Source organism: Burkholderia orbicola, assembly GCF_900100915.1.
GTDB classification, from domain to species: Bacteria; Pseudomonadota; Gammaproteobacteria; order Burkholderiales; family Burkholderiaceae; genus Burkholderia; species Burkholderia orbicola.
Genome location: NZ_FNKW01000003.1, coordinates 964,839 through 988,179 on the forward strand (window position 1 = coordinate 964,839; position 23,341 = coordinate 988,179).

15 protein-coding genes, 2 tRNA genes and 3 rRNA genes are annotated in these 23,341 nt (G+C 64.5%); 12 read left to right on the top strand and 8 right to left on the bottom strand.

Annotation, left to right across the window (positions count from 1 at the left end; all coding sequences use genetic code 11):
• Positions 1 to 269 precede the first annotated feature (269 nt).
• Together BLS50_RS34245 and BLS50_RS34250 are read right to left on the bottom strand one after the other, a co-directional pair.
• Positions 270 to 1,625, bottom strand: coding sequence for a uracil-xanthine permease family protein (locus BLS50_RS34245; RefSeq protein ID WP_074808427.1), 1,356 nt, complete (start codon positions 1,623 to 1,625; stop codon positions 270 to 272).
• 58 nt (positions 1,626 to 1,683) lie between these two features.
• Complete coding sequence (locus BLS50_RS34250) at positions 1,684 to 2,808, bottom strand: aryl-sulfate sulfotransferase (protein ID WP_074808429.1); 1,125 nt, start codon at positions 2,806 to 2,808, stop codon at positions 1,684 to 1,686.
• A gap of 102 nt (positions 2,809 to 2,910) precedes the next feature.
• Here BLS50_RS34250 and BLS50_RS34255 point away from each other — a divergent pair, with 102 nt between their 5' ends.
• From BLS50_RS34255 to BLS50_RS34285, 7 genes are all read left to right on the top strand, one after another.
• A complete protein-coding gene (locus BLS50_RS34255; protein WP_074808434.1) occupies positions 2,911 to 3,876 on the top strand; it encodes a LysR family transcriptional regulator in 966 nt (321 codons plus the stop codon).
• A gap of 223 nt (positions 3,877 to 4,099) precedes the next feature.
• A complete protein-coding gene (locus BLS50_RS34260; RefSeq protein ID WP_074808437.1) occupies positions 4,100 to 6,085 on the top strand; it encodes a gamma-glutamyltransferase family protein in 1,986 nt (661 codons plus the stop codon).
• Between the two features lie 410 nt (positions 6,086 to 6,495).
• Positions 6,496 to 7,038 carry a hypothetical protein gene (locus tag BLS50_RS34265; protein ID WP_011549383.1) on the top strand — a complete coding sequence of 181 codons (543 nt, stop codon included), beginning with the start codon at positions 6,496 to 6,498 and terminating at the stop codon, positions 7,036 to 7,038.
• A 642-nt stretch (positions 7,039 to 7,680) separates the two neighbouring features.
• Positions 7,681 to 8,931 (top strand): metallophosphoesterase family protein, encoded by a 1,251-nt coding sequence (locus BLS50_RS34270; RefSeq protein WP_053526451.1) that lies wholly within the window; start codon positions 7,681 to 7,683, stop codon positions 8,929 to 8,931.
• 3 nt (positions 8,932 to 8,934) lie between these two features.
• Positions 8,935 to 12,405: an ATP-binding protein gene (locus tag BLS50_RS34275; protein WP_074808439.1), complete on the top strand. Its 3,471-nt coding sequence runs from the start codon at positions 8,935 to 8,937 to the stop codon at positions 12,403 to 12,405.
• 120 nt (positions 12,406 to 12,525) lie between these two features.
• A complete protein-coding gene (locus BLS50_RS34280; protein WP_006489846.1) occupies positions 12,526 to 13,050 on the top strand; it encodes an HD domain-containing protein in 525 nt (174 codons plus the stop codon).
• A 9-nt stretch (positions 13,051 to 13,059) separates the two neighbouring features.
• On the top strand, positions 13,060 to 13,737 hold the full coding sequence (locus BLS50_RS34285; RefSeq protein WP_074808442.1) for a DUF429 domain-containing protein: 678 nt from the start codon (positions 13,060 to 13,062) through the stop codon (positions 13,735 to 13,737).
• A 153-nt stretch (positions 13,738 to 13,890) separates the two neighbouring features.
• Here the strand turns inward: BLS50_RS34285 and BLS50_RS34290 are convergent, their stop codons facing one another.
• Both BLS50_RS34290 and BLS50_RS36160 read right to left on the bottom strand, forming a co-directional pair.
• Positions 13,891 to 14,361: a hypothetical protein gene (locus BLS50_RS34290; protein ID WP_011549388.1), complete on the bottom strand. Its 471-nt coding sequence runs from the start codon at positions 14,359 to 14,361 to the stop codon at positions 13,891 to 13,893.
• A 206-nt stretch (positions 14,362 to 14,567) separates the two neighbouring features.
• Positions 14,568 to 14,912, bottom strand: coding sequence for a hypothetical protein (locus BLS50_RS36160; RefSeq protein WP_176934346.1), 345 nt, complete (start codon positions 14,910 to 14,912; stop codon positions 14,568 to 14,570).
• A 59-nt stretch (positions 14,913 to 14,971) separates the two neighbouring features.
• On the opposite strand from BLS50_RS36160, the gene BLS50_RS34300 reads away from it, so the two are divergent.
• The 5 genes from BLS50_RS34300 to rrf all read left to right on the top strand — a co-directional run bounded on the left by BLS50_RS34300 (position 14,972) and on the right by rrf (position 20,215).
• Positions 14,972 to 16,504, top strand: a 16S ribosomal RNA gene (locus BLS50_RS34300).
• A 63-nt stretch (positions 16,505 to 16,567) separates the two neighbouring features.
• Positions 16,568 to 16,644, top strand: a tRNA-Ile gene (locus BLS50_RS34305).
• 42 nt (positions 16,645 to 16,686) lie between these two features.
• A tRNA-Ala gene (locus BLS50_RS34310) sits at positions 16,687 to 16,762 on the top strand.
• 331 nt (positions 16,763 to 17,093) lie between these two features.
• Positions 17,094 to 19,975, top strand: a 23S ribosomal RNA gene (locus BLS50_RS34320).
• Positions 19,976 to 20,102: 127 nt separating this feature from the next.
• Positions 20,103 to 20,215, top strand: a 5S ribosomal RNA gene (rrf, locus tag BLS50_RS34325).
• Together the 16S, 23S and 5S rRNA genes with 2 tRNA genes alongside form the textbook arrangement of a ribosomal RNA operon.
• 186 nt (positions 20,216 to 20,401) lie before the next feature.
• On the opposite strand, the gene BLS50_RS34330 is transcribed toward rrf, so the two are convergent.
• The 4 genes from BLS50_RS34330 to BLS50_RS34345 form a co-directional block, all read right to left on the bottom strand.
• Positions 20,402 to 20,881: a GNAT family N-acetyltransferase gene (locus BLS50_RS34330; RefSeq protein WP_074808753.1), complete on the bottom strand. Its 480-nt coding sequence runs from the start codon at positions 20,879 to 20,881 to the stop codon at positions 20,402 to 20,404.
• Between the two features lie 131 nt (positions 20,882 to 21,012).
• Positions 21,013 to 21,384 carry a nuclear transport factor 2 family protein gene (locus BLS50_RS34335; protein ID WP_074808450.1) on the bottom strand — a complete coding sequence of 124 codons (372 nt, stop codon included), beginning with the start codon at positions 21,382 to 21,384 and terminating at the stop codon, positions 21,013 to 21,015.
• 53 nt (positions 21,385 to 21,437) lie between these two features.
• On the bottom strand, positions 21,438 to 22,037 hold the full coding sequence (locus tag BLS50_RS34340; RefSeq protein WP_074808454.1) for a hypothetical protein: 600 nt from the start codon (positions 22,035 to 22,037) through the stop codon (positions 21,438 to 21,440).
• A 175-nt stretch (positions 22,038 to 22,212) separates the two neighbouring features.
• Positions 22,213 to 23,217: an AraC family transcriptional regulator gene (locus tag BLS50_RS34345; RefSeq protein ID WP_027807596.1), complete on the bottom strand. Its 1,005-nt coding sequence runs from the start codon at positions 23,215 to 23,217 to the stop codon at positions 22,213 to 22,215.
• Between the last annotated feature and the right edge of the window lie 124 nt (positions 23,218 to 23,341).

The following is a 23,341-nucleotide window of genomic DNA, read 5'->3' on the forward strand; positions in this document are numbered from 1 at the left end:
CGAAATGAACGGGCAGGCACGTGCGTGACCGCGCGGCAATGAGCTGGCGTTCAGGGGCGGTACCTGCATCAAGTGTGTCCGGCGAGGCCGGTCGAATGGCGTGCGCGTGCACGGCGGCGCGGAGATCGGGACTGGAAAACCTGAAGCCGGGGCGGCGTCGAGGAGACGCACGCGCCGGCTGGATCGAGTGCCCGCGCCAGAAGGGAGCGGCGATTGTCGGTCGAACCGCAGGCGTCGTCAAGCGGCGCCGCGTGGGCGTGCAGCTGCCTTTATGCGTCGTGCGAAGGCGCCGCAGCCGCCCCCGCGTGTGCGTGCCCGCCCAGCCGCGCGAGCGCGGCGAACGCCAGTTGCGTCGCGATGGCCGCGAGCGTGCCGGCCGCCATGCCGTTGCCGAGCACGATCTGCACGGGTGCGCCGAAATGGCGATACAGGTTCGGCACCAGGATCGGCGCGAGGCCGACCACCAGTGCGGCTGCGAGCGTGTACTGGTTTGCGCGCGCATGCAGGTCGACGCTCGCGAGCAGCCGGATGCCCATCACGCCGATCATCGCGAACACGATCAGCGCGGTGCCGCCGACCACCGCGGCCGGAATCGCATACGCGAGCCGCGCGAGCGGCGCGAACAGCGCGATGACGATCAGGACCGCGCCGGCGGCGGCCGTCACGTAGCGCGAGCGTACGCCGGTCGTCTGCACGACGCCGATGTTCTCGGCGCTCGTCACGATCAGCGGCGTGCCGAACAGCGCGCCGGCCAGCGACGCGAGCGCATCGCCGCGTATCGTCTTCGGCACGTCACGCCGGAGCGAAATCGCCTTGCCGCACGTTTCGCCGACGGCGACCGTCTGCGCGGTGGCCTCGGCCATCGAGATCGCGGTGAAAATCAGCAGCGGCAGCGCAGCCAGCACGTCGAACCGCGGCATGCCGAACGGTAGCCACACCGGATGCGTGAAGAGCGGCCCATGCCACACGTCGGCGAGCGCCGGCATCGCGCCGAGCGCCCAGCCGAGCGTTGCGCCGGCCATCAGCCCGATCAGCACCGCGAGGCGCCCGGCCGTGCCGCGGAGAGTGCCCGCGACGATGACGGTGGCGACGATCGTCGCGAGCGCGAGACCGAGCGCGCGCGGCTGCGCGAAGTCGGCCGAGCCGGGCTGGCCGACGACGATCGTCGCGTAGATCCGGATCAGGTTGATCGACACCAGCAACAGCATCGCGCCGACGACGACGCGCGGAAAGAGCCGCAGGCAGCGCGTGAAGACGGGCAGCAGCACCCAGTAGAACGCGCTGGCGAGCAGTGCCGCCCCGGCCGCGGTCGGCAGGCCCGCCTGCGCGGCGATGCCCGCGAACAACATCGTCGGTGCGCCGCCGGGCACCATCACGAACGGCATGCGCGCGCCGATCGGGCCGGCGCCGAGCGATTGCAGCAGCGTGCCGATGCCGCATGCGAAGAACGTCGCGCCGATCAGCTGGACCGTCAGGTCGGCCGGCAGCGCGAGCACTTTCGCGATCAGGAAGACGGCCGTGATCGGCGACGCGGCCATCGACAGCACGTGCTGCAGCCCGAACAACGCGAGCTGCCACGCGGGCAGCCGGGCATCGACGGGCGGGGAAATCGGTTCGTGCGACACGGCAGGCCCCTCGGAAACGAACGGCGACGATGGCCGGAAACCGGCGATGAACGGACGCTCAGGTCCGTAGCCAGGGCAACTGGGCGGCGCTGTAGCGGAACGTCTGGAACACGCTGTTCAACTGGCCGGGGCCGGTCTTGCGCGCCGCTTCGTCCGGGTATTCGGCGAACCACGGGATCACGTATTCCCAGACGACCTCGCCGGCCGGCGTCACTTCGAACAGCCGGCCCGTCGACGATTCGGTGATGTGCGTGTTGCCGTTCGGCAAGCGCTGCGCGTTGCCCATGAACGGCGAATAGAACAGGTTCACGACGTCGTCCGCATACGACCATACGACGCGCTGCGTCGCCGGATCGATTTCCACGACGCGCGAGAACACGACGTGCGCACCGTGACGGAAATTGCCGTTGTCGAACGCGAGGATGTGGCCGTTCGGGAGCGGCACTGGCGCATGCTGGTGCGACACGACGTCGGGCCCGATGTGCAGATCAACGCGGCCGGTTGCACGGTTCACGCCGATGATCCCCGACGTCGTGCGCAGGCTCATCAGCACGCGGCCGTTCGCATCGACCGCGAGACCGTTGACGAGCGGCCAGTGATAGCGGCCGAAGCCTGCCGCGATCGGGAAATCCTCCGGCCGCAGATGCTCGCGCGCGTGCCATTCCCAGACGATCTGGCCGGCGCGATTCACTTCGCGGATCACGTCCGCATACATCACCTCGTCGTCGCCGTGCGCGGTGCCGCCCGGCACGCGCCGCGCGAACGCCGCGTCGACCGGTTCGCACGCGGCGTACAGCAGGTTGCCGTTCGGCAGCCACTGTGCGTCGTGGTGATGCGCGGGGTCCTCGTAGCGCCACACCGTTTCGCCCTGCGGCGTGACCTCGTAGAAATCGCCGCCATGCCACATCGACCACGGCGCGTAGCGCGATTCGGAACGCGGATGATTGCCGTTGTAGCCGAGGTTGCCGTTCGCGAGGATGACCGCGTGGCGCCCGGGGCGCACGGGCATCTTCCACTGGTGGACGACCTCGCCGTCGATGCCGACGAGATAGACGTTACCGTCGGCCGTTTGCGGCGCGATGAGCGTATAGCCGCCCGCGGACAGCGCGGGATCGTGGGCGATGAGGCCGACGCCGCGGCGCCGCTGAGTAATCTGGTCGACGGTCGTCACTGCGGTCTCCATTCGAATCGGATACGGGGATGCAGCGGAATCTAGACGATTCGTCCGGTCAGTAAAATCGGATTATTCTTGACGCCCTGTTCGAAAAAATCTAACGGCCACTCCATGCGTTCGATATCGCAGACATTCCGCTGTTTCGACGAGGTCGCCCGACGCGGCTCGATTCGCAAGGCGGCCGACGCGCTGCACCTGACCGCCGCGGCGGTGCACCAGCAGATCCGCAATCTCGAGGAGCAGGTCGGCGTGCCGCTGTTCGACCGGCTGCCGCGCGGCATGCAGTTGACGCTCGCCGGTGAGATCGTGATCGCGGCCGTGCGGCGCGGCCAGCGTGATTTCGACAACGCGCTGACGCAGGTCGAGGACCTGCGCGCGCTGCGGCGCGGTCACGTGAATCTCGCGGTACCGGCATCGACGGCGGAAAAGCTCGTGCCCGACGCGATCCTCGCCGCGATGCAGCGCTACCCCGGCGTCACGTACAGCGTGCGCTCGGGAAACGGCGAGAGCATCGTGCGCTGGGTCGAGACGGGCGAGGTGGACATCGGTTACGCGCTGCGCCGGCGCACCGCGCCTGGCGTCGTCGAGGTGCGCGCGTTCGCGCAGCCGCTGGGTGTCGTCACGGCGCCCGGCCATCCGCTGGCGTCGACGGGCGGCAAGGTGCGCATGCGCGACTGCTTCGCGCATCCGCTGATCCTGATGACGCCCGACACGGAGCTGCGCGCGATGTTCGACCAGATCGATGCGCGGCAGCCGCGCGGCGTGCGGCCGCTGGTCGAAACCGGGTCGGTGTCGATGGTGCGGCGTCTCGCGGCCGAAGGCGCCGGCGTCGGTTTCCTGATCGCGGAAAACGTCGCGGACGACGTGGCCGCCGGCCGGCTCGCGTGGACGCCGCTGGCGGATGCGGGTGCGCGCTCGTTCAGTTGCATCTACCAGCGGGCGGACATGAGCGCGACGGTCGCGATGGCGATGTTTCTCGAGCTCTTTTCCGAGGCGATCGACGCGATGGAGCACGGTTTCGCACGTGGCGGCCCGGCGAGCGGCACGCGTCGCCGGGCGAAAAAGGTAACGACGTGACGATGCGAGCCGCATGGGCGTCTCGGGATACGCTGCAATGCAGCAGGCAAACCCGCATGCCGGTTCGGTGACGTCGCGCACCGGCCGTCCGGTGGCATGACGTCATTTCCTTATTGCGGGAAAAATTTTGTTCATGGGACTATCGAACGCGTTGCCCGTGCACCGAGGGGGTTGCAGGCAACGGGATGTCCATCGCAACGATCGACAAGAACATCGGCAGACAATGAACAGAACAGCGATTTTTCCGTATGCGTCCGCGTTGCTCGCGGCTGCCCTGTTGACCGCCTGCGGCGGCGACGTCGAAAACGAGGCGGCCCGCACGACCGCACCGTCCACCGATGCGAGCTGCCTCGCGGTCGACAACAGCGGCGCGACGGTCGTGGTGGGCTCGAACCAGCCGGGCGACCCGTCGCTGCCGGAAGCGTCGTCGGGCTATCGCACCGGGATGAAGCCCGTCTATGCGAAAACGTACCTGGTGGCCACGTCGAACGCGTACGCGAGCGCAGCCGGTTGCGCGGTGCTGAAGAAGGGCGGCACGGCCGCCGACGCGGCGGTCGCCGTGCAGGCCGTGCTCGGTCTGACCGTCCCCGAGGCGACGGGTCTCGGGTCGGGCGGCGTGCTGCTCTACTACGATGCGCGCGGCAAGACGGTGCAGGCATACGACGGCCGCGAAACCGCGCCGGCCGCCGCCACCGAGAACTACCTGCGCTACGTCGACGACGCCACCGATCATTCGGCGCCGCTGCCGAACGCGCGTGCGAGCGGCCGCTCGATCGGCACGATCGGCGTGCCGCGGCTCATCGAGGCGCTGCAACAGGATCACGGCCGCCTGCCGTGGCAGAGCCTGTTCGGCGACGCGATCACGCTGGCGACCAACGGTTTCCCGATCGGCGGCCGGCTGGCCGACGCGATCGCGGCGAACGCCGCGAACCTGAAGCGCGACCCCGAAGCCGCCGCGTATTTCCTGAACGCCGACGGGTCGCCGAAGACGCTCGGCACCGTACTGAAGAATCCCGCCTACGCGCACACGCTGTCGCTGATGGCGCAGTCGGGCGCGAACGCGCTGTACACCGGGCAGATCGCGCAGGACATCGTCGCGAAGATCGCGGCGACCAAGGGCGCGGACGGCTCGACGCTCACGCCGGGCAAGACGACCGTCGCCGATCTCGCCGCGTATCAGGCGAAGCGCCGCGAACCGGTGTGCACGACCTATCGCAGCTACTGGGTGTGCGGGATGCCGCCGCCGTCGTCGGGCGGTATCGCGGTTGCATCGGCGCTCGGCATTCTCGAGAACTTCGACCTGAAGTCGCTGAAGCCGACGGCGATCGATCTCGAAGGCGGCAAGCCGACCGTCGCGGGCGTTCACCTCGTCACCGAGGCCGAACGGCTCGCGTATGCGGACCGCGACAAGTACGTGGCAGATACCGACTTCGTGCCGCTGCCGGGCGGCACGTGGGACACGTTGCTGAACAAGCCGTACCTGAAATCGCGCGCGGCGCTGATCGACACGACCAAGAGCATGGGCACCGCGCAGCCCGGCAATCTCGGCGCGGTGCCGCTCGGCGTCGACACGACGCTGATCGAGCACGGCACGAACCAGTTCACGATCGTGGACGGCGACGGCAACGTGCTGAGCGCGACGACGACGGTCGAGTCGAGCATGGGCTCGTTCCACATGACCAACGGCTTCCTGCTGAACAACCAGTTGACCGACTTCTCCGCGAATCCGCTCGACACGTCCGGCAATCCGGTGGCCAACCGCCTGCAGCCGGGCAAGCGACCGCGCAGCTCGATGGCGCCGACGATCGTGTTCGGGCAGGCCGCCGACGGTTCGCGCGGCGACTTCGTGATGGCGACCGGCTCGCCGGGCGGCGGCACGATTCCGCAATACGTGGTCAAGACGCTGGTCGGCGCGCTCGACTGGGGGCTCGACGCGCAGCAGTCGGCGGGCCTCGTCGACTTCGGCGCGAGCAACAGCCCGACCACCACGATCGGCGGCGAGCATCCGAACGTCAACGCGGCGAACAACGGCGCGAACGATCCGCTGATCACGGGGCTGCTCGCGCTCGGGCACAAGGTGTCGACGTCCGCGCAGGCGAGCGGCGTCAACACGGTGATGCGCGTGACGGTCGGCCAGTCGCCGGCGTTGCAGGGCGGCACCGATCCGCGTCGCGAAGGCGTCGTGCTCGGCGATACGTTCCGGCCGTAACCGGGCAGCGTGCGCACGGCTCCGGTCGCTTGTCGGCGGTCGGGGCCGTGCATCAGACGAGGCTGCATCGACGGACGGGCAAGCCTCGTCATTCGGAATGCAGATCAATCGACCGGCTTCCCCGATGCACGACGGTCGGGCGAGCGCCGGCGTGAAGCCGTCTGCCGTGCCAGCTCACGGTTCATGCCCACCCATTGTCAAATACGGCGCTCACCCCGCCGCAAGCCCCCGATTGTCAAACAGTGTGAGTCAATCGTCAGCATTTGCAACGGAAGTAACAGTCCCCGCAATTCAATCGTTTTGCCCGGCGGCGCCGCTACATTAGCTTCACCTGCCGCATGTCGCGGTGAGGCATGCGACAAGCCGCTCGAAGGCGGCCCGCAGCAACAACGTCTTTGGGGAGAATGACCATGAACAAGATCCATACGATTCTGCTGGGTGCCGCTCTGACGGCGATGGCGACGTCGGCTGCATTTGCCCAGACGGCCCAGACCGGCGCGCAGGGTTCCGCAGGGGTCGGCGCCCAGGTCCAGACGCCGCTGCTCGGCGGCGGCGTGGGCGTGCAGGCTGGTGCCGGCGCGAATGCGGCAGGCTCGGGTGCGGGTGCGGGCAATGTCGTCGGCGGCGCGCTGAGCGGTGTCGGCAAGACGGTCGGCGGCGTGGGCTCGGCAGCCGGCACGGCAGTGGGCGGCGCGACGCAGGCAGTCGGTTCGGCGGCCGGTGCGACGAAGGATGCGGCGGCATCGACCGTGCACGCGACGAAGTCGCACGTGAAGCACGTCGCAAGCTCGACGAAGAGCCATGCGCAAGGCGCGGTGTCGACGGCAGGCGACGTCGCGGGCGGTGCGAAGGCGAAGGCCGGTGAAGCGCTCGAAGGCGCGACGAACTCGGTGCAGGGCGGCGCATCGGTCGGCGTGAAGGGTTCGGCGTCGGCGCAAGGCGGCGCGCTGTAACAAGCGGCACGCATTCCGCCACGGCCCGGCCCGCTTCGATGCGGGCCGGGCTTTTTTTATCGGCGCGCGGCCCCCCTGCCCATTGCCCGCGCGCCATGCTTGAATGGCAGGGCTCCCAACCACCGGCCGCCACGATGACGGCGCCGGCCGGCATGGTCCAGCATGTTCGATCGATACCGTGACGCGGCGAGTGACAGCAGGTAGCCGGATGCCTGCGTGCGGTGCGACGCACGCGGGGTGATCCGGCGTGTTTTCCTGATTCCCGTTCAACGCCCTGCCGGCTTCCTTCGTTGCGCTCGAAACCGGGTCTCGAGCGCAACTGCCATATCGAACGATTGCATGGCCGTCGTTTCGTGAGCGGATCGTTATTCAGCGGCGCGGTTTCGCTGTCACGCGATCGTGCTGCGGCACAATGGCGGTTCGTATCGGTATCGCGTGCTTCCCCACCGTCCGGACCGACGCAGAACGCATGTCGTTATCCGCTTTCAGGTACCATCCCGACCCGCTTGCAACGGGCGGCGCGACCCGGTTCGGCGCACGCCGCGCGTGCTGCGGCAAGTCCAGCGACTACCGGGACGACACTTGACGGCGCGGGCCCGTGCGAGCGGCGTCGCCCCTTCGCCATGAAACAGAGGAACCTTCGTGAAGTTCATCCACGCGGCAGACATTCACCTCGACAGCCCGTTGCACGGCCTGAGCGCGTATCCCGACGCGCCGGCCGCGCAGTTGCGCAACGCGTCGCGCGAGGCGCTGCGGCAACTCGTGGATCGGGCGATCGAAGAGGAAGTTGCGTTCCTCGTGATCGCGGGCGACCTGTACGACGGCGACTGGAAGGATCACAACACCGGCATCTTCTTCGGCCAGCAGATGGGGCGGTTGCGCCGGGCCGGCATCCGTGCGTTCGTGCTCGGCGGCAACCACGATGCCGAAAGCGAGATGACGAAGAAGCTGACGCTGCCCGACAACGTCACCGTGTTCGGCCACCGCAAGCCGGAAACCTTCCGGCTGCCGGAATTCGACGTCGCGCTGCACGGGCAGAGCTTCAAGGACAAGGCCGTCGTCGACAATCTCGCGATCGGCTATCCGGACCCGGTGCCCGGGTACTACAACATCGGCGTGCTGCACACGGCGCTCGAAGGGTATGCGGCGCATGCGAACTATGCGCCCTGCACGCTGGCCGAACTGCATGCGAAAGGCTACGACTACTGGGCGCTCGGCCACGTGCATGAATTCCAGCAATGGACGGGCCCGTCCACCGTCGTGTTTCCCGGCAACCTGCAGGGGCGCCATATCCGCGAGACGGGCCGGCGCGGCGCGGTGCTCGTGACGGTCGAGCAAGGCAACACGCAGGTCGAGCGCCTGTATCTCGACGTGCTGCGCTGGGAAGCCGTGTCCGTCGATGCGTCCGATTGCCTGTCGGTGGCCGATCTGTCGAGAAAGATCGGCCAATCGCTGGAGGCGCTGTTGACCGTCGACGGCCACGTGCCGCGCGCGGTGCGCGTCACCGTTACCGGGCGCACCCCCGCGCACGGCCTCTTTTTCGGCCGCGCGCCGCAGTTGCGTGCGGAGGTGCTGAACCAGATCGGCATCATCGGCAACGAGCGGCTGTGGCTCGAGAAGGTCCGGCTCGCGACGTCCGCGGCCGATCAGCAGCCGGGCGAAAGCGAACCGCTCGAGGCGCTGGAGGACCTGAAGCAGATCCTGGCCGACGCCGCACACGATCCGGATTTCCTCGCGTTGCTCGAGCGCGACCTGAAGCCGTTCGTCGGCAAGGTCCGCAGCGACGTGAAGGAGGAGGTACCGTTGTTGACGATGGCGCGCGCGGGCGAGCTGACCGCGCTGGTCGAGCAGGTCGGGCCCGCGCTGCTCGCGCGGCTGGCGAGGGGGGAATAAGCGATGCGCATCAGTCAGCTCGATCTGATCAAGTACGGCAAGTTCACCGACGAGACGCTGCGGTTCCCGTCGGCCAGCGAGGATTTTCATGTGATCGTCGGGCCGAACGAGGCCGGCAAGTCGACGATTCGCACGGCCGTGTCCGAATTGCTTTTCGGGATGAAGCTGCAGACGCCGCTCGATTTTCTGCACAACACGCCCGAGTTGCGGATCGGCGGCGTGCTGGAGAGCGGCACGGGCGAACTCGCGTTCCACCGTGCGCGCGGGCGCAGCCCGTTGCGCACGCCCGCCGACGACAAGCTGCCCGACGACTATCTGGCGTCGATCCTCGACGGCGCGACGCGCGAGTTCTTCGAGCAGATGTTCGGGCTCGATCACGGGCGGCTGGTCGAGGGCGGCCGCAGCATTCTCGACGCATCGGACAAGCTCGGCCAGGTGCTGTTCGAATCGGCTGCCGGAGTCGGCAGCCTCGGGCCGGTGCGCGAGGAACTCGACGCGCGCGCGCTCGAATTGTGGGCGCCGCGTCGCAGCGGCAGCGCGTTCGCGTTGGCCGAAACGGCATTCAACGAAGCCGTCACCGAACTGAAGACGGTCCAGGTGCGCACGCGCGACTGGGTCGATCGCAAGGACGCGCGCGAAGCGGTCGAGCAGCAGATCGAGCAGGCACGTGCGGAACAGCGCCGGCTCGAAGCGCTGCGCTCGAAGCTCGAACGCGTGCGGCGGCTCGCGCCGTACCTGAAGGAACTGACGGTCAAGGACGCGGCGTTGGCCGAACTGGGCGCGGTCGTCGAGTTGCCGCCGACCGCGTACGCGGATCTGCTGAAGGCGCAGGGCGATCTCGCGGCCGAACAGAAGGTGCTCGAGGAGCGGCGTGCCGACCTGCTCGCGAAGCGGCAGGCGCGCGATGCGATCGCCGCGGACGCCGACACGCTGGCGCTCGAAGCCGATATCGAGGCGCTCGATCGGCTGCGCGGCGCGTGCATGAATCACGCGCAGGATCTGCTGCTGCTCGGCGCGGACGTCGAACGGCACCTGTTAGCCGCGTCGTCGGCGGCCGCGCAACTCGGCTGGCCGACGGACGAAGCGTCGCTGCGCGCCGCGTTGCCGACGGCGCTGTCGCTGAAGACGGTCGCGAATCTGCTGCGCGAGCACGGCGCGTTGCACCAGGCGCTTGCCGGCGCACGCGAATCGCTCGACGAGCGCACGCGCGAACTGGCGCAGGTCCGCGAACAACAGGCGCGCCTGTCGACCGTCGACGTGCCCGAAGCATTGCGCGCGGCGCTGGCCGATGCGCAGGGCTTTCGCAACAGCGGCCCGCGTGAGCAGGCGCTGGCGCACGAAATCGCGGCCGCCGAACGCACGCTGTCCGGCGCGCTCGACGCGCTCGGCCAGTGGCGCATGCCGGTCGATGCGCTGCGTGCGCTCGACGTGCCGTCGGCGGCGCGGCTCGGTGCGCTGCTGAAGGAAGACAGCGAGCGTGCCAGCGCGGCCGCTGCCGCGCGCGACGCGCGGGATGGCGCACTCGAAGAGCTCGAGCGGCTCGAACTGCAGGAGAAGCATTTCGCGGAAAACCACAAGGTCGTCACGACCGCCGACGTGCTGGCGGCGCGTGCGCGGCGCGACGACGCGTGGGGCGAGATTCGCAGCGGCGCCGTCGATCTCGCCACGGGCGCACCGGCGTTCGACGATGCGATTCGCCTCGCCGACGAACTCGTCGATGCGCAGCTCGGCGCGACCCAGGCCGCGGCGACGCTGCAATCGCTGCGTCAACAGGTCGAATCCGCGCGTGCGGGCGTGACGCGCCGGCAGGCCGCGCTTGACGAACGCGAGCGCGAGCTCGCCGCCCATCGCGACGCCTGGGCCGCGCTCGCGACGGCGGCCGCGGTGCCCGGCATGCCGCTGGCGGCGATGGGCGACTGGCTCGCGAAGCGCGACACGGTGTTCGCCGCGCAGGCCGATCTCGATCGTCTGCGCCGCGAATTCGACACGATGCGGGCTGCGCGGGCCGGCGCGGAAGCCGCGTTGCGGGCGGCGCTGCTGACGGTATCGCGAGGCGGCGAGGCGGACGGGTTGGCCGCGCTCGTCGCCGTCGCCGAGACGTTTGTCCAGTCGGCCGAGAAAGCGGCCGCACAGAAGGACAGCCTCGACGATCGTGAGCGCGAAGCCGAACGCGGCTGTGCGACCGCGCAGTCGCGGGCCGATCATGCGCAAACGGCTTACGACGCGTGGCAAGCGCAATGGCGCGACGCGCTGGCCGACGCGAAACTGTCCGCGAGCGCGACGACGCTGGCCGCGGCGGAAGGCGCGCTCGGGCTTGCGAATACGGTGACGGCCGAACTGGCCGAGGCCGACGCGCCACGCAACCGGATTGCGACGATCCGCGCGGAGCTGAACGCGCTCGAGGCCGGCGCGCGGCGGCTCGCCGAAGCGCTCGCGCCGGAATGGCTGGCGAGCGGCGACTGGCTGGACGTGGCGCGCCGGCTGACGATGCGTCTCGCGGCCGCCCGGGAAATCGCCCGAGCGATCGATCGTGCCGACGAGGCCGTGCGGCAGGCCGACGGCAAGGTCGCGGACGCGGCTGCCGCAGTGGCCGGCGCCGACGCGCGCATCCAGCCGCTGCTGCAACTGGCCGGCGTCGCGTCGATCGACGCGGCGCTGCCGCTGGCCGAGCGCTCGGATCGGCAGCGCCAGCTTCGGCAGGCGGTCGATGCCGCGCACGAGGCGCTGGTGCGCGACGGCGACGGGCTGTCCCGGTCCGCCGTCGAGGCCGAGGTGGCGGAACAGGACATCGCCGACGTGCCGGCGCAGCTCGAAGCGGTGAAGCAGTCGCTCGCCGATATCGGCAAGCGGCTGAACGAGCTGTCGCAGCAGCAGGTCGTGGCCGACCAGGCGTTCGGCGCGATCGACGGCCAGGCGAACGCGGCCGTCGCCGAGGCGAAACGGCAGGAGGCGCTGGCGGCGATGGGCGACGCGGCCGAACAGTATCTGGAGGCGGCCACCGCGAGCCGCTTGCTGAAGTGGGCGACGGATCGCTACCGCGACCAGAAGCAGGGGCCGATGCTCCGGCGCGCGGGCGAGATTTTCGCCGGGCTCACGCTGGGCGAATTCGCGAAGCTGACCGTCGACACCGAACGGACGCCGCCCGCGCTGTATGCGCGGCGCACGAGGGGAACGTCGGTCGAGGTCGCGGGGCTCAGCGAAGGGACCCGCGATCAGCTGTTCCTCGCGCTGCGGATCGCGGCGCTGGAGTTGCAGCTCGGCAGCCGCACGGCGCTGCCGTTCGTCGCCGACGACCTGTTCATCAATTTCGACGATGCGCGCGCGAAGGCCGGGCTCGATGCGTTGCGCGATCTGTCGACGCGCACGCAGGTGCTGTTCCTGACGCACCACGACCACCTGCTGCCGCTCGTGAGGGACGTATTCGGCGCGCGGGTCAACGTGGTCGAGTTGCAGCGCGCGCCGGCCGGCGCGTGACACGGGGTACGCCGGGATGCCGGCGCACGGGAAGGGTCATCGCGTACAGGTAGTATGAGCAGTTCCGAAACGCACGCGGCCGGTTCGACGGCCGCGGGTCTGGCCACACGAGGGGGGAATATGAAGAAGCTGGTAGCCGCGATTGCGTTCGCGGCGGACAAGCATCGCAATCAGCGGCGCAAGGATGAAGAGGCGTCGCCGTACATCAATCATCCGATCGCGCTCGCCGACGTGCTGGCCAACGAGGCCGGCGTCGAGGACGAACGCGTGATCGTCGCGGCCGTGTTGCACGACACGGTCGAGGATACGGAGACGACCGAGCAGGAGTTGCTGCGGCTGTTCGGCAAGGACGTGGCGGACATCGTGATGGAAGTCACCGACGACAAGTCGCTGCCGAAGGAGGAGCGCAAGCGTCTGCAGGTCGAGCACGCGGCCACCATCAGCCGGCGCGCGAAGCTCGTGAAGCTGGCCGACAAGATCTGCAACCTGCGCGACATCGCCCGGCATCCGCCCGCGGACTGGCCGCTCGAACGCAAGCAGGCGTACTTCGACTGGGCGAAGTCGGTCGTCGACCCGATGCGCGGCGTCCATCCCGGTCTCGAGGCGATCTTCGACACCGCGTACGCCGCGCGGCCGGCGGACTGACGCACGCGCATGTGCTCGGCCCGATTCGCCGCACGACAACCCGCTGCCGTGGCGGGTGTCGACGTCGGCGGCGACAGGAAGCTGTGCGATCTCGTGATCCTGCGTGGCTCGACGGTCGTCTGCCGGGAAGCGCGGATCGCGCCCGAGTCGCTGCCCGCACTGTGTCTCGCCCATGATGTCGTCGCCGTCGGCGTCGACGCACCGAGCCTGTGGTGGACCGGGAGCGGCCGCCGCGCGGCCGAGCAGGCGCTCGCGCGCGAACGGATCTCGTGCTTCCCGACCCCGTCGCGGGAGCAGGCCGTCGCGAGCACGTCGGGCTTCTTCGACTGGATGTTCATGGGGGAGCGCGTCTACCGCGCGCTCGCAGACGCTTATCCGTTATTGACCGACGCGCACTACGCGGGTGGGCGGGCGAGCTTCGAAACCTATCCTTATGCGATTACCTGCGCGATGCTGGGCAAGGCCGTGGCGTCGGCGAAGCAGAAGCGCAACCAGCGCCGGCAACTGCTGGAGCGGCTGGGCATCGACGTATCGACGCTGCGCTCCGTCGATGCGCGCGATGCGACCCTGTGCGCATTGACGGCGCAATACGTGATCGAAGGGAATGCGCATGCGTACGGCGATGCGGCGGGCGGATACATCCGCGTGCCGATGATGCGCGAGACGATCGTGCTGGATGCGTCGTAGCGCCGGCGTGCGGTTCCGCGCGGGGTGAAGGTCGCACGGTGGTCGCTTCGTGCGGGAATCGGCGGCAGGCCCGGCGATGCAGGGGAAGCAGCTAACGGTTGTCGGCGGGCACGACGTGAGTCCGGTGCACCGCGCGGTTCCGGTCGAGCCGGGTCAATCCTCGAGGATGGATGTCGGCACGCTGGACAGGTCGCAGGCTTGTGCTTGCTCGAAGTAGCTGTCCGCATCGTCGATCATCACGACCGCGACGTCGATCAGCTCGTCCAGCCGTTGCAGCAGCGATTCCCGCCACTCGATGTCTTCGTCGCGCTCGGGCGTCTTGTCCAGTTGCTCGATGATCGAGTCGGCCGTCTGCAGGAATGGAATTGCCTGCTGATAGTTTTCGATCGAGACCAGCGCTGCATTGCGTGCGCCGACGAGCCGCTCGCGATGCGTGTCCGCCAGTTCGGATTCGCCGCTGATGCGCGGCAACATGTCCGAGATGCGTTGCAGAAGCGGCGGCACCTGTTGTTCCAGCAGGATCGCGCGCTCGCGCAGTGCGGCATATTCGTCGCGAAGGTCGGCGTCGCCGGGTTGAGTCGTGCTGTCCATCATCGATATGAGTGCGTGGTTCGGTCGCGGCATGATACTCGACCGCGCCGGGTTCCTTGCCGGTTCCGCGCCCTCGTATATATGGGAGGGAAGAGACGTGTTCGTCATATCTTTGGAGGGCGGCGCGTGTGGCGTTTTACCGCCCGTCGAGCGCAAAACCTCCGTGCGCGGCAGCGCACGGAGGCTTTTTCAAACTTTCTTCACAAAGCGCTTGCGTGGATGGGAGCGGATGCTTAGAATCACGCCTCTTTCGCGCTAACGGAAACGCAGCGCGGGAGGAAGGGAAGCAGTGCTGTTGAGATTCGGCGGTAGCGAGCCTCGGCGGTACGGAAGTTGAGCCCCGCAGTCGCAACGAAGTCGTTCAGAAAGTTGTTGACGAACTGCGAAACACGGTTCATAATCTCGCTTCTCTGCTGCTGAAAACGCAGCGCTGCTGAGGGTTCAGATCCCTCGCAGAAATGCTCTTTAAAAATTAACAGCCGATAAGTGTGGGCGCTTGATGAAAGCGAGCTGATCCTCGGATCAGATAGCGAAAGTATCAAGAGTCTCACACTAAAGTAAGTCAGGTTTATGAAGTGATTCATATTCCTGTCAGCTTTGAGTGAGCGACCGGTTCGAAAGAACCGAAAACAGTAACAGGTTTGAACTGAAGAGTTTGATCCTGGCTCAGATTGAACGCTGGCGGCATGCCTTACACATGCAAGTCGAACGGCAGCACGGGTGCTTGCACCTGGTGGCGAGTGGCGAACGGGTGAGTAATACATCGGAACATGTCCTGTAGTGGGGGATAGCCCGGCGAAAGCCGGATTAATACCGCATACGATCTACGGATGAAAGCGGGGGACCTTCGGGCCTCGTGCTATAGGGTTGGCCGATGGCTGATTAGCTAGTTGGTGGGGTAAAGGCCTACCAAGGCGACGATCAGTAGCTGGTCTGAGAGGACGACCAGCCACACTGGGACTGAGACACGGCCCAGACTCCTACGGGAGGCAGCAGTGGGGAATTTTGGACAATGGGCGAAAGCCTGATCCAGCAATGCCGCGTGTGTGAAGAAGGCCTTCGGGTTGTAAAGCACTTTTGTCCGGAAAGAAATCCTTGGCTCTAATACAGCCGGGGGATGACGGTACCGGAAGAATAAGCACCGGCTAACTACGTGCCAGCAGCCGCGGTAATACGTAGGGTGCGAGCGTTAATCGGAATTACTGGGCGTAAAGCGTGCGCAGGCGGTTTGCTAAGACCGATGTGAAATCCCCGGGCTCAACCTGGGAACTGCATTGGTGACTGGCAGGCTAGAGTATGGCAGAGGGGGGTAGAATTCCACGTGTAGCAGTGAAATGCGTAGAGATGTGGAGGAATACCGATGGCGAAGGCAGCCCCCTGGGCCAATACTGACGCTCATGCACGAAAGCGTGGGGAGCAAACAGGATTAGATACCCTGGTAGTCCACGCCCTAAACGATGTCAACTAGTTGTTGGGGATTCATTTCCTTAGTAACGTAGCTAACGCGTGAAGTTGACCGCCTGGGGAGTACGGTCGCAAGATTAAAACTCAAAGGAATTGACGGGGACCCGCACAAGCGGTGGATGATGTGGATTAATTCGATGCAACGCGAAAAACCTTACCTACCCTTGACATGGTCGGAATCCTGCTGAGAGGCGGGAGTGCTCGAAAGAGAACCGGCGCACAGGTGCTGCATGGCTGTCGTCAGCTCGTGTCGTGAGATGTTGGGTTAAGTCCCGCAACGAGCGCAACCCTTGTCCTTAGTTGCTACGCAAGAGCACTCTAAGGAGACTGCCGGTGACAAACCGGAGGAAGGTGGGGATGACGTCAAGTCCTCATGGCCCTTATGGGTAGGGCTTCACACGTCATACAATGGTCGGAACAGAGGGTTGCCAACCCGCGAGGGGGAGCTAATCCCAGAAAACCGATCGTAGTCCGGATTGCACTCTGCAACTCGAGTGCATGAAGCTGGAATCGCTAGTAATCGCGGATCAGCATGCCGCGGTGAATACGTTCCCGGGTCTTGTACACACCGCCCGTCACACCATGGGAGTGGGTTTTACCAGAAGTGGCTAGTCTAACCGCAAGGAGGACGGTCACCACGGTAGGATTCATGACTGGGGTGAAGTCGTAACAAGGTAGCCGTATCGGAAGGTGCGGCTGGATCACCTCCTTTCCAGAGCTTCTCGCACAAGTTGAGCGCTCACGCTTATCGGCTGTAAATTAAAGACAGACTCAGGGGTCTGTAGCTCAGTCGGTTAGAGCACCGTCTTGATAAGGCGGGGGTCGTTGGTTCGAATCCAACCAGACCCACCACCGTCTTGTGTGGCGGTACACACCTGAGGCAAATCTGTACATGGGGGCATAGCTCAGCTGGGAGAGCACCTGCTTTGCAAGCAGGGGGTCGTCGGTTCGATCCCGTCTGCCTCCACCAATCCTCAATGACAAACATTCGAATGATGATTGTTCGAGTCTTTGTCATTGGCGATTGAGCCAGTCAGAGGATATCAACAGATATCGGCTGTCGTTCTTTAACAATCTGGAAGAAGTAAGTAATTTGGATAGCGGAAGCGTCTCGAGATGGACGTGGAAGTTATCCGGGTTGTGATTGTATCGATGTATCTCAAGATGATTCGGGTCTACTCCCTTCGGGAGTGGGGCCTGCGTAAGCGCTAAAGCGCTAACGCCGGACCGACATCAATTGGAATACGGCACAACGCGAGAACTCAACCTGTAGCGGCTGTCGAGAGACAGACTCGTTATAGGGTCAAGCGAACAAGTGCATGTGGTGGATGCCTTGGCGATCACAGGCGATGAAGGACGCGGTAGCCTGCGAAAAGCTACGGGGAGCTGGCAAACGAGCTTTGATCCGTAGATGTCCGAATGGGGAAACCCACTCCTTTTGGAGTATCCATGGCTGAATACATAGGCCATGTGAAGCGAACGCGGTGAACTGAAACATCTAAGTAACCGCAGGAAAAGAAATCAACCGAGATTCCCAAAGTAGTGGCGAGCGAAATGGGATGAGCCTTGCACTCTTTATTTGTATTGTTAGCCGAACGCTCTGGAAAGTGCGGCCATAGCAGGTGATAGCCCTGTAGGCGAAAACAGTATGAAAGAACTAGGTGTGCGACAAGTAGGGCGGGACACGTGAAATCCTGTCTGAAGATGGGGGGACCATCCTCCAAGGCTAAATACTCGTGATCGACCGATAGTGAACCAGTACCGTGAGGGAAAGGCGAAAAGAACCCCGGGAGGGGAGTGAAATAGATCCTGAAACCGCATGCATACAAACAGTCGGAGCCTCGTAAGGGGTGACGGCGTACCTTTTGTATAATGGGTCAGCGACTTACGTTCAGTAGCAAGCTTAACCGTATAGGGCAGGCGTAGCGAAAGCGAGTCCGAATAGGGCGTTCAGTTGCTGGGCGTAGACCCGAAACCAGGTGATCTATCCATGGCCAGGATGAAGGTGCGGTAACACGTACTGGAGGTCCGAACCCACTAACGTTGAAAAGTTAGGGGATGAGCTGTGGATAGGGGTGAAAGGCTAAACAAACCTGGAAATAGCTGGTTCTCTCCGAAAACTATTTAGGTAGTGCCTCGTGTCTCACCTTCGGGGGTAGAGCACTGTCATGGTTGGGGGGTCTATTGCAGATTACCCCGCCATAGCAAACTCCGAATACCGAAGAGTGCAATCACGGGAGACAGACATCGGGTGCTAACGTCCGGTGTCAAGAGGGAAACAACCCAGACCGCCAGCTAAGGTCCCCAAATATAGCTAAGTGGGAAACGAAGTGGGAAGGCTAAAACAGTCAGGAGGTTGGCTTAGAAGCAGCCACCCTTTAAAGAAAGCGTAATAGCTCACTGATCGAGTCGTCCTGCGCGGAAGATGTAACGGGGCTAAGCTATATACCGAAGCTGCGGATGCGAGCTTTGCTCGCATGGTAGGAGAGCGTTCCGTAAGCCTGCGAAGGTGCCTTGTAAAGGGTGCTGGAGGTATCGGAAGTGCGAATGCTGACATGAGTAGCGATAAAGGGGGTGAAAGGCCCCCTCGCCGTAAGCCCAAGGTTTCCTACGCAACGTTCATCGGCGTAGGGTGAGTCGGCCCCTAAGGCGAGGCAGAAATGCGTAGCTGATGGGAAGCAGGTCAATATTCCTGCACCATTGTTAGATGCGATGGGGGGACGGATCGCGGAAGGTTGTCCGGGTGTTGGAAGTCCCGGTCGCTGCATTGGAGAAGGCGCTTAGGCAAATCCGGGCGCGTAATTCAAGGGTGTGGCGCGAGCTCCCTAGGGAGCGAAGCAATTGGAAGTGGTTCCAAGAAAAGCCTCTAAGCTTCAGTCTAATGATGACCGTACCGCAAACCGACACAGGTGGGCGAGATGAGTATTCTAAGGCGCTTGAGAGAACTCGGGAGAAGGAACTCGGCAAATTGGTACCGTAACTTCGGGATAAGGTACGCCCTTGTAGCTTGACTGGCCTGCGCCAGGAGGGTGAAGGGGTTGCAATAAACTGGTGGCTGCGACTGTTTAATAAAAACACAGCACTCTGCAAACACGAAAGTGGACGTATAGGGTGTGACGCCTGCCCGGTGCCGGAAGATTAAATGATGGGGTGCAAGCTCTTGATTGAAGTCCCGGTAAACGGCGGCCGTAACTATAACGGTCCTAAGGTAGCGAAATTCCTTGTCGGGTAAGTTCCGACCTGCACGAATGGCGTAACGATGGCCACACTGTCTCCTCCCGAGACTCAGCGAAGTTGAAGTGTTTGTGATGATGCAATCTACCCGCGGCTAGACGGAAAGACCCCATGAACCTTTACTGTAGCTTTGCATTGGACTTTGAACCGATCTGTGTAGGATAGGTGGGAGGCTATGAAACCGGAACGCTAGTTTCGGTGGAGCCGTCCTTGAAATACCACCCTGGTTTGTTTGAGGTTCTAACCTTGGCCCGTGATCCGGGTCGGGGACAGTGCATGGTAGGCAGTTTGACTGGGGCGGTCTCCTCCCAAAGCGTAACGGAGGAGTACGAAGGTACGCTAGGTACGGTCGGAAATCGTGCTGATAGTGCAATGGCATAAGCGTGCTTAACTGCGAGACCGACAAGTCGAGCAGGTGCGAAAGCAGGTCATAGTGATCCGGTGGTTCTGTATGGAAGGGCCATCGCTCAACGGATAAAAGGTACTCTGGGGATAACAGGCTGATACCGCCCAAGAGTTCATATCGACGGCGGTGTTTGGCACCTCGATGTCGGCTCATCTCATCCTGGGGCTGTAGCCGGTCCCAAGGGTATGGCTGTTCGCCATTTAAAGAGGTACGTGAGCTGGGTTTAAAACGTCGTGAGACAGTTTGGTCCCTATCTGCCGTGGGCGTTGGATATTTGAAGGGGGCTGCTCCTAGTACGAGAGGACCGGAGTGGACGAACCTCTGGTGTACCGGTTGTCACGCCAGTGGCATCGCCGGGTAGCTATGTTCGGAAGAGATAACCGCTGAAAGCATCTAAGCGGGAAACTCGCCTTAAGATGAGATATCCCTGGGGACTAGATCCCCTTGAAGGGTCGTTCGAGACCAGGACGTTGATAGGTCAGGTGTGTAAGCGCAGTAATGCGTTCAGCTAACTGATACTAATTGCCCGTAAGGCTTGATCCTATAACAAGTCTGTTTCGCGCTACAGAGCGCGTCGGACGGTTGGATTCTCGTGTGTGATACACACAACCTAATTACTGCTTCTTCCAAGATTGGTTGTGCTGCGAAGCCAGCACAACACCCCCCTTTGCCTGATGACCATAGCGAGTCGGTCCCACCCCTTCCCATCCCGAACAGGACCGTGAAACGACTCTACGCCGATGATAGTGCGGATTCCCGTGTGAAAGTAGGTAATCGTCAGGCTCCCTCAAGCCAGAAACCCCCGCCCGACAAGGCGGGGGTTTTTGCATTGCGGCGGCGGAAATGTGCACGGTTCGCGGGACTGAGCGAACCTCGGTATTTCTCCGCTGCAACCTCTCTTACCGCAGCTGGTAGCCCAATCTCATCGACCGTACGCAGTGAGTCATCTTGCTGCGATCTCCTCACCCATCAGACCATGATCCGCAAGATTGGAAAAAATCTGCCCGGGATGGCGCTCGATTCCTTTTCGCCGATCTTTTCGGCCCCCAGTGTCAGATAGAACGGCGCGGCATTGGGATCGGCTTCGATCACAAAGCTCTTGATTCCTCTCGCGGCGGCCTCGGTTCGAACCGATTCCCACAGCGCACGGGCGACGCCCTGACCCATGTGATCGAGATGAACGAACAGCCATCCGGGCGTTGGCCGATCCGAATTCAACGGTGCTCGGATCCAGAATCCGATGATCGACTCACCTGATTCCGCGACGTAACCGATTGCCCCTTCGATCGTCTCCGGCGAGATCGTGAGATCGTTTTGCCACACGTCCAGCCATTCCTTCGGATAGCCCCAGTGCGCCTTCGAAAGGCGCGCCAGTCGTGTGAGTTCATCCGCGTCCGCGGCACGCGCAGCACGTACGGTAAATAGCTTGTGCATTTCGGCTCTCGTCATGGCGGACACCCCCTCGGTCGGCGTTTTCATGAGTGCATCATCCGGATCGTACGGTCTCATCGCCCGATCGACAGCCGACCCGCTCGCCGCAGCGTTGCACGATGCCATTCAACCGCACACGCCCGGCGCGGCTATATGACCTGCGACGCATGTCCGGCGACGACGCGCCAGTGGACGCCCGATCGACGCCAGAGGCGTGTATAGGCAAACGTGCCGGCGAATGCCGCGCCATCGAAATGGCCGGCAAGAGCCGCTCGCGTCGTGGTGAGGATCATCTCGTCGACCGCGGATGCGCGCATTTCGATGACGTCGAGTGTGTCGAGGCGCAAAAGCTTCGCGCGATGCGCGGCCAGGTCGTCCTCTTTCGAGATGACCTGGCCGGTCGGGACTGTGAACACCAGATCGTCGTCCAGCAGCGCGTCGAGCGCTGCGACGTCGTTGGCCAGCATCGCCGCGCGGAGCGCGGTTTCGCTGGGTTCGATGACGGTACGGATTGCATCCATGTCAGGCCTCGCATCATTCGAAGGGAAAGCGGCACGGGGACGACAAATTCGGCCTATCGCGCATTCGACAGCGACTGACGCCGGATCAGCATCACCATGCAGATGCCGATCGACGCGATCAGGTTGACGGCCGGATAGAACGCGACCGCGACACTCCACGTGCTCAGTGCCAGCAACGCCAGCGCGTACTTGAGCACGCACAGCGCGAAATAGACGAGGCTCTCGCTCCACGGATCGCGGATCGTCTTGCGCACGGTCGGGCCGAGGCCGGCCAGCTCGATCAGCGTGACCAGGCAGATCGACACCGTCGGATCGTCGGTCAGCATCCACAGCGGAATGGCTGACAGTGCTGCACAGAGGAACAGCCAGTCGAGGCCCGTCCAGCCGTGCTCGCCGCGAAACAGGCTGGCGATCAGCGTCAGAAAGCACGTGACGGCAATCGCCGCCGTGCACCATGCGGACGGGCCCGCGCCCGCGACGAACTGGCCGGCGGCCGCGATCGCTGTGACGACCGACCACACGAGCCACGTGAACAGATGCGGGCGAACGGTGCGCCGATAGATCGCGAGCCCGTAAGGAATCGCCGCCAGCAGCGACACGGCCGTTCCGATCACGCCGAAGATCGAAGCGACGCTTTCATCGACATTCACCATCGACGCAACCTTGTTCGGATTGCCGATCAGTATGTGGTCAGACGGATCAGGGCGCAACGTCCTGCGTTTTCCGCGGTGCGGTGAGCGCCACGCAGATTCGCACCGGAATGCGGAAGAAGCAGGACGGGCGCGTATCGACTGCACATGACGAGACGCTCCGCATCCACCTAGCCAGTCAAGACTCCGCCTTCGCCGCATGCACGTCGCGCCGAAACGCACCGGGGCTCGTGCCTGTCCATTTCCGGAACGCGCGATGAAACGCGCTCGGCTCGGTGAAGCCGAGCTCGACCGCGATCTCCGAGACGCTGAGCGCGTGCCCGCGCAGCAGCGACTGGGCCAGCGCGCCGCGTAATTCGTCCTTGATCGCCGCGAAACTTTGCCCTTCGCTGCGCAAACGCCGCCGCAGCGTCGCGGGCGTCGTGTCGAGGCGCACGGCCAGCGTGTCGAAGTCGGGCCATTCGGCGGCCGGCAGCGCTTTCAGGTGCGCGCGCGTCTTCGCGACCCAGCCTGTGTCGTGCCGGTAGCGCACGAGGAGATTGCCGGGTGCGCCGCGCAGGAAGGTCCGCAGTGTCTGCTCCGAGCGGATCGTCGGCAGCGCGAGGTACGCGGCGTTGAACGCGAGCCGGCTGTCAGGCCGGTCGAAATGCACCGGGACGCCGAAGAACTGGTGATAGTCGCTGCGCTGGCCGAGGCTCGGGCACGCGAAATCGATGCGCTGCAGCGGGATGCGCCGGCCGATCAGCCAGCACGCGACGCCGAGCAGGATCAGCCAGAACGTCCGGTACGCGAATGCCGGATACGGCGCGCCCGATTGCGCCAGCACGATCTGCGCCTGCCCGTCGGCCACCACGAGTTCGCCGTGCGGCTCGTCGAGCACCACACGCAGAAACTTCAGCGCGCGCCGCAGCGCCTTGTCGAGCGTGCCGGCGTGCAGCACCGCGTGACACAGCAGCGTAAAGCTGCCGCGCCGCATCGGGCGCGCGGCCAGCCCGAAGAATTCGTCGTCGAGCGTACCGGCGATCGCGAGCCACAGCCGGCCGTACTGCTGCGGCGTGACGGGCTCGTGCACGGCGGCCGGCAGCCCGGCGGCACGCAGCACGGGCGCGGTCGGCAAGTCGCGCCGGCGCAGGCACGCGAGCGCATCGTCGACGAAATCCGGCGAAATCATCTGCGGCCCCATTTCCTGCGTCCTCTCGACATGGCAAAAGCGATCATGATTCTAGATTCCGTTTGTCATTGATTGCAATGTAGGGGCTGTCTACTATCGATGTATCCCCGTCGCGCCCCTGGCGCGTCGGCGGCCA

What these genes read in the sequence shown, in the direction of transcription:
- BLS50_RS34250 (WP_074808429.1), bottom strand. Translation starts at nt 2,808, where the DNA reads ATGGAGACCGCAGTGACGACCGTCGACCAGATTACTCAGCGGCGCCGC.
- BLS50_RS34255 (WP_074808434.1), top strand. Translation starts at nt 2,911, where the DNA reads ATGCGTTCGATATCGCAGACATTCCGCTGTTTCGACGAGGTCGCCCGA.
- BLS50_RS34260 (WP_074808437.1), top strand. Translation starts at nt 4,100, where the DNA reads ATGAACAGAACAGCGATTTTTCCGTATGCGTCCGCGTTGCTCGCGGCT.
- BLS50_RS34265 (WP_011549383.1), top strand. Translation starts at nt 6,496, where the DNA reads ATGAACAAGATCCATACGATTCTGCTGGGTGCCGCTCTGACGGCGATG.
- BLS50_RS34275 (WP_074808439.1), top strand. Translation starts at nt 8,935, where the DNA reads ATGCGCATCAGTCAGCTCGATCTGATCAAGTACGGCAAGTTCACCGAC.
- BLS50_RS34280 (WP_006489846.1), top strand. Translation starts at nt 12,526, where the DNA reads ATGAAGAAGCTGGTAGCCGCGATTGCGTTCGCGGCGGACAAGCATCGC.
- BLS50_RS34285 (WP_074808442.1), top strand. Translation starts at nt 13,060, where the DNA reads ATGTGCTCGGCCCGATTCGCCGCACGACAACCCGCTGCCGTGGCGGGT.
- BLS50_RS34290 (WP_011549388.1), bottom strand. Translation starts at nt 14,361, where the DNA reads ATGCCGCGACCGAACCACGCACTCATATCGATGATGGACAGCACGACT.
- BLS50_RS36160 (WP_176934346.1), bottom strand. Translation starts at nt 14,912, where the DNA reads ATGAATCACTTCATAAACCTGACTTACTTTAGTGTGAGACTCTTGATA.
- BLS50_RS34330 (WP_074808753.1), bottom strand. Translation starts at nt 20,881, where the DNA reads ATGACGAGAGCCGAAATGCACAAGCTATTTACCGTACGTGCTGCGCGT.
- BLS50_RS34335 (WP_074808450.1), bottom strand. Translation starts at nt 21,384, where the DNA reads ATGGATGCAATCCGTACCGTCATCGAACCCAGCGAAACCGCGCTCCGC.
- BLS50_RS34340 (WP_074808454.1), bottom strand. Translation starts at nt 22,037, where the DNA reads ATGGTGAATGTCGATGAAAGCGTCGCTTCGATCTTCGGCGTGATCGGA.
- BLS50_RS34345 (WP_027807596.1), bottom strand. Translation starts at nt 23,217, where the DNA reads ATGGGGCCGCAGATGATTTCGCCGGATTTCGTCGACGATGCGCTCGCG.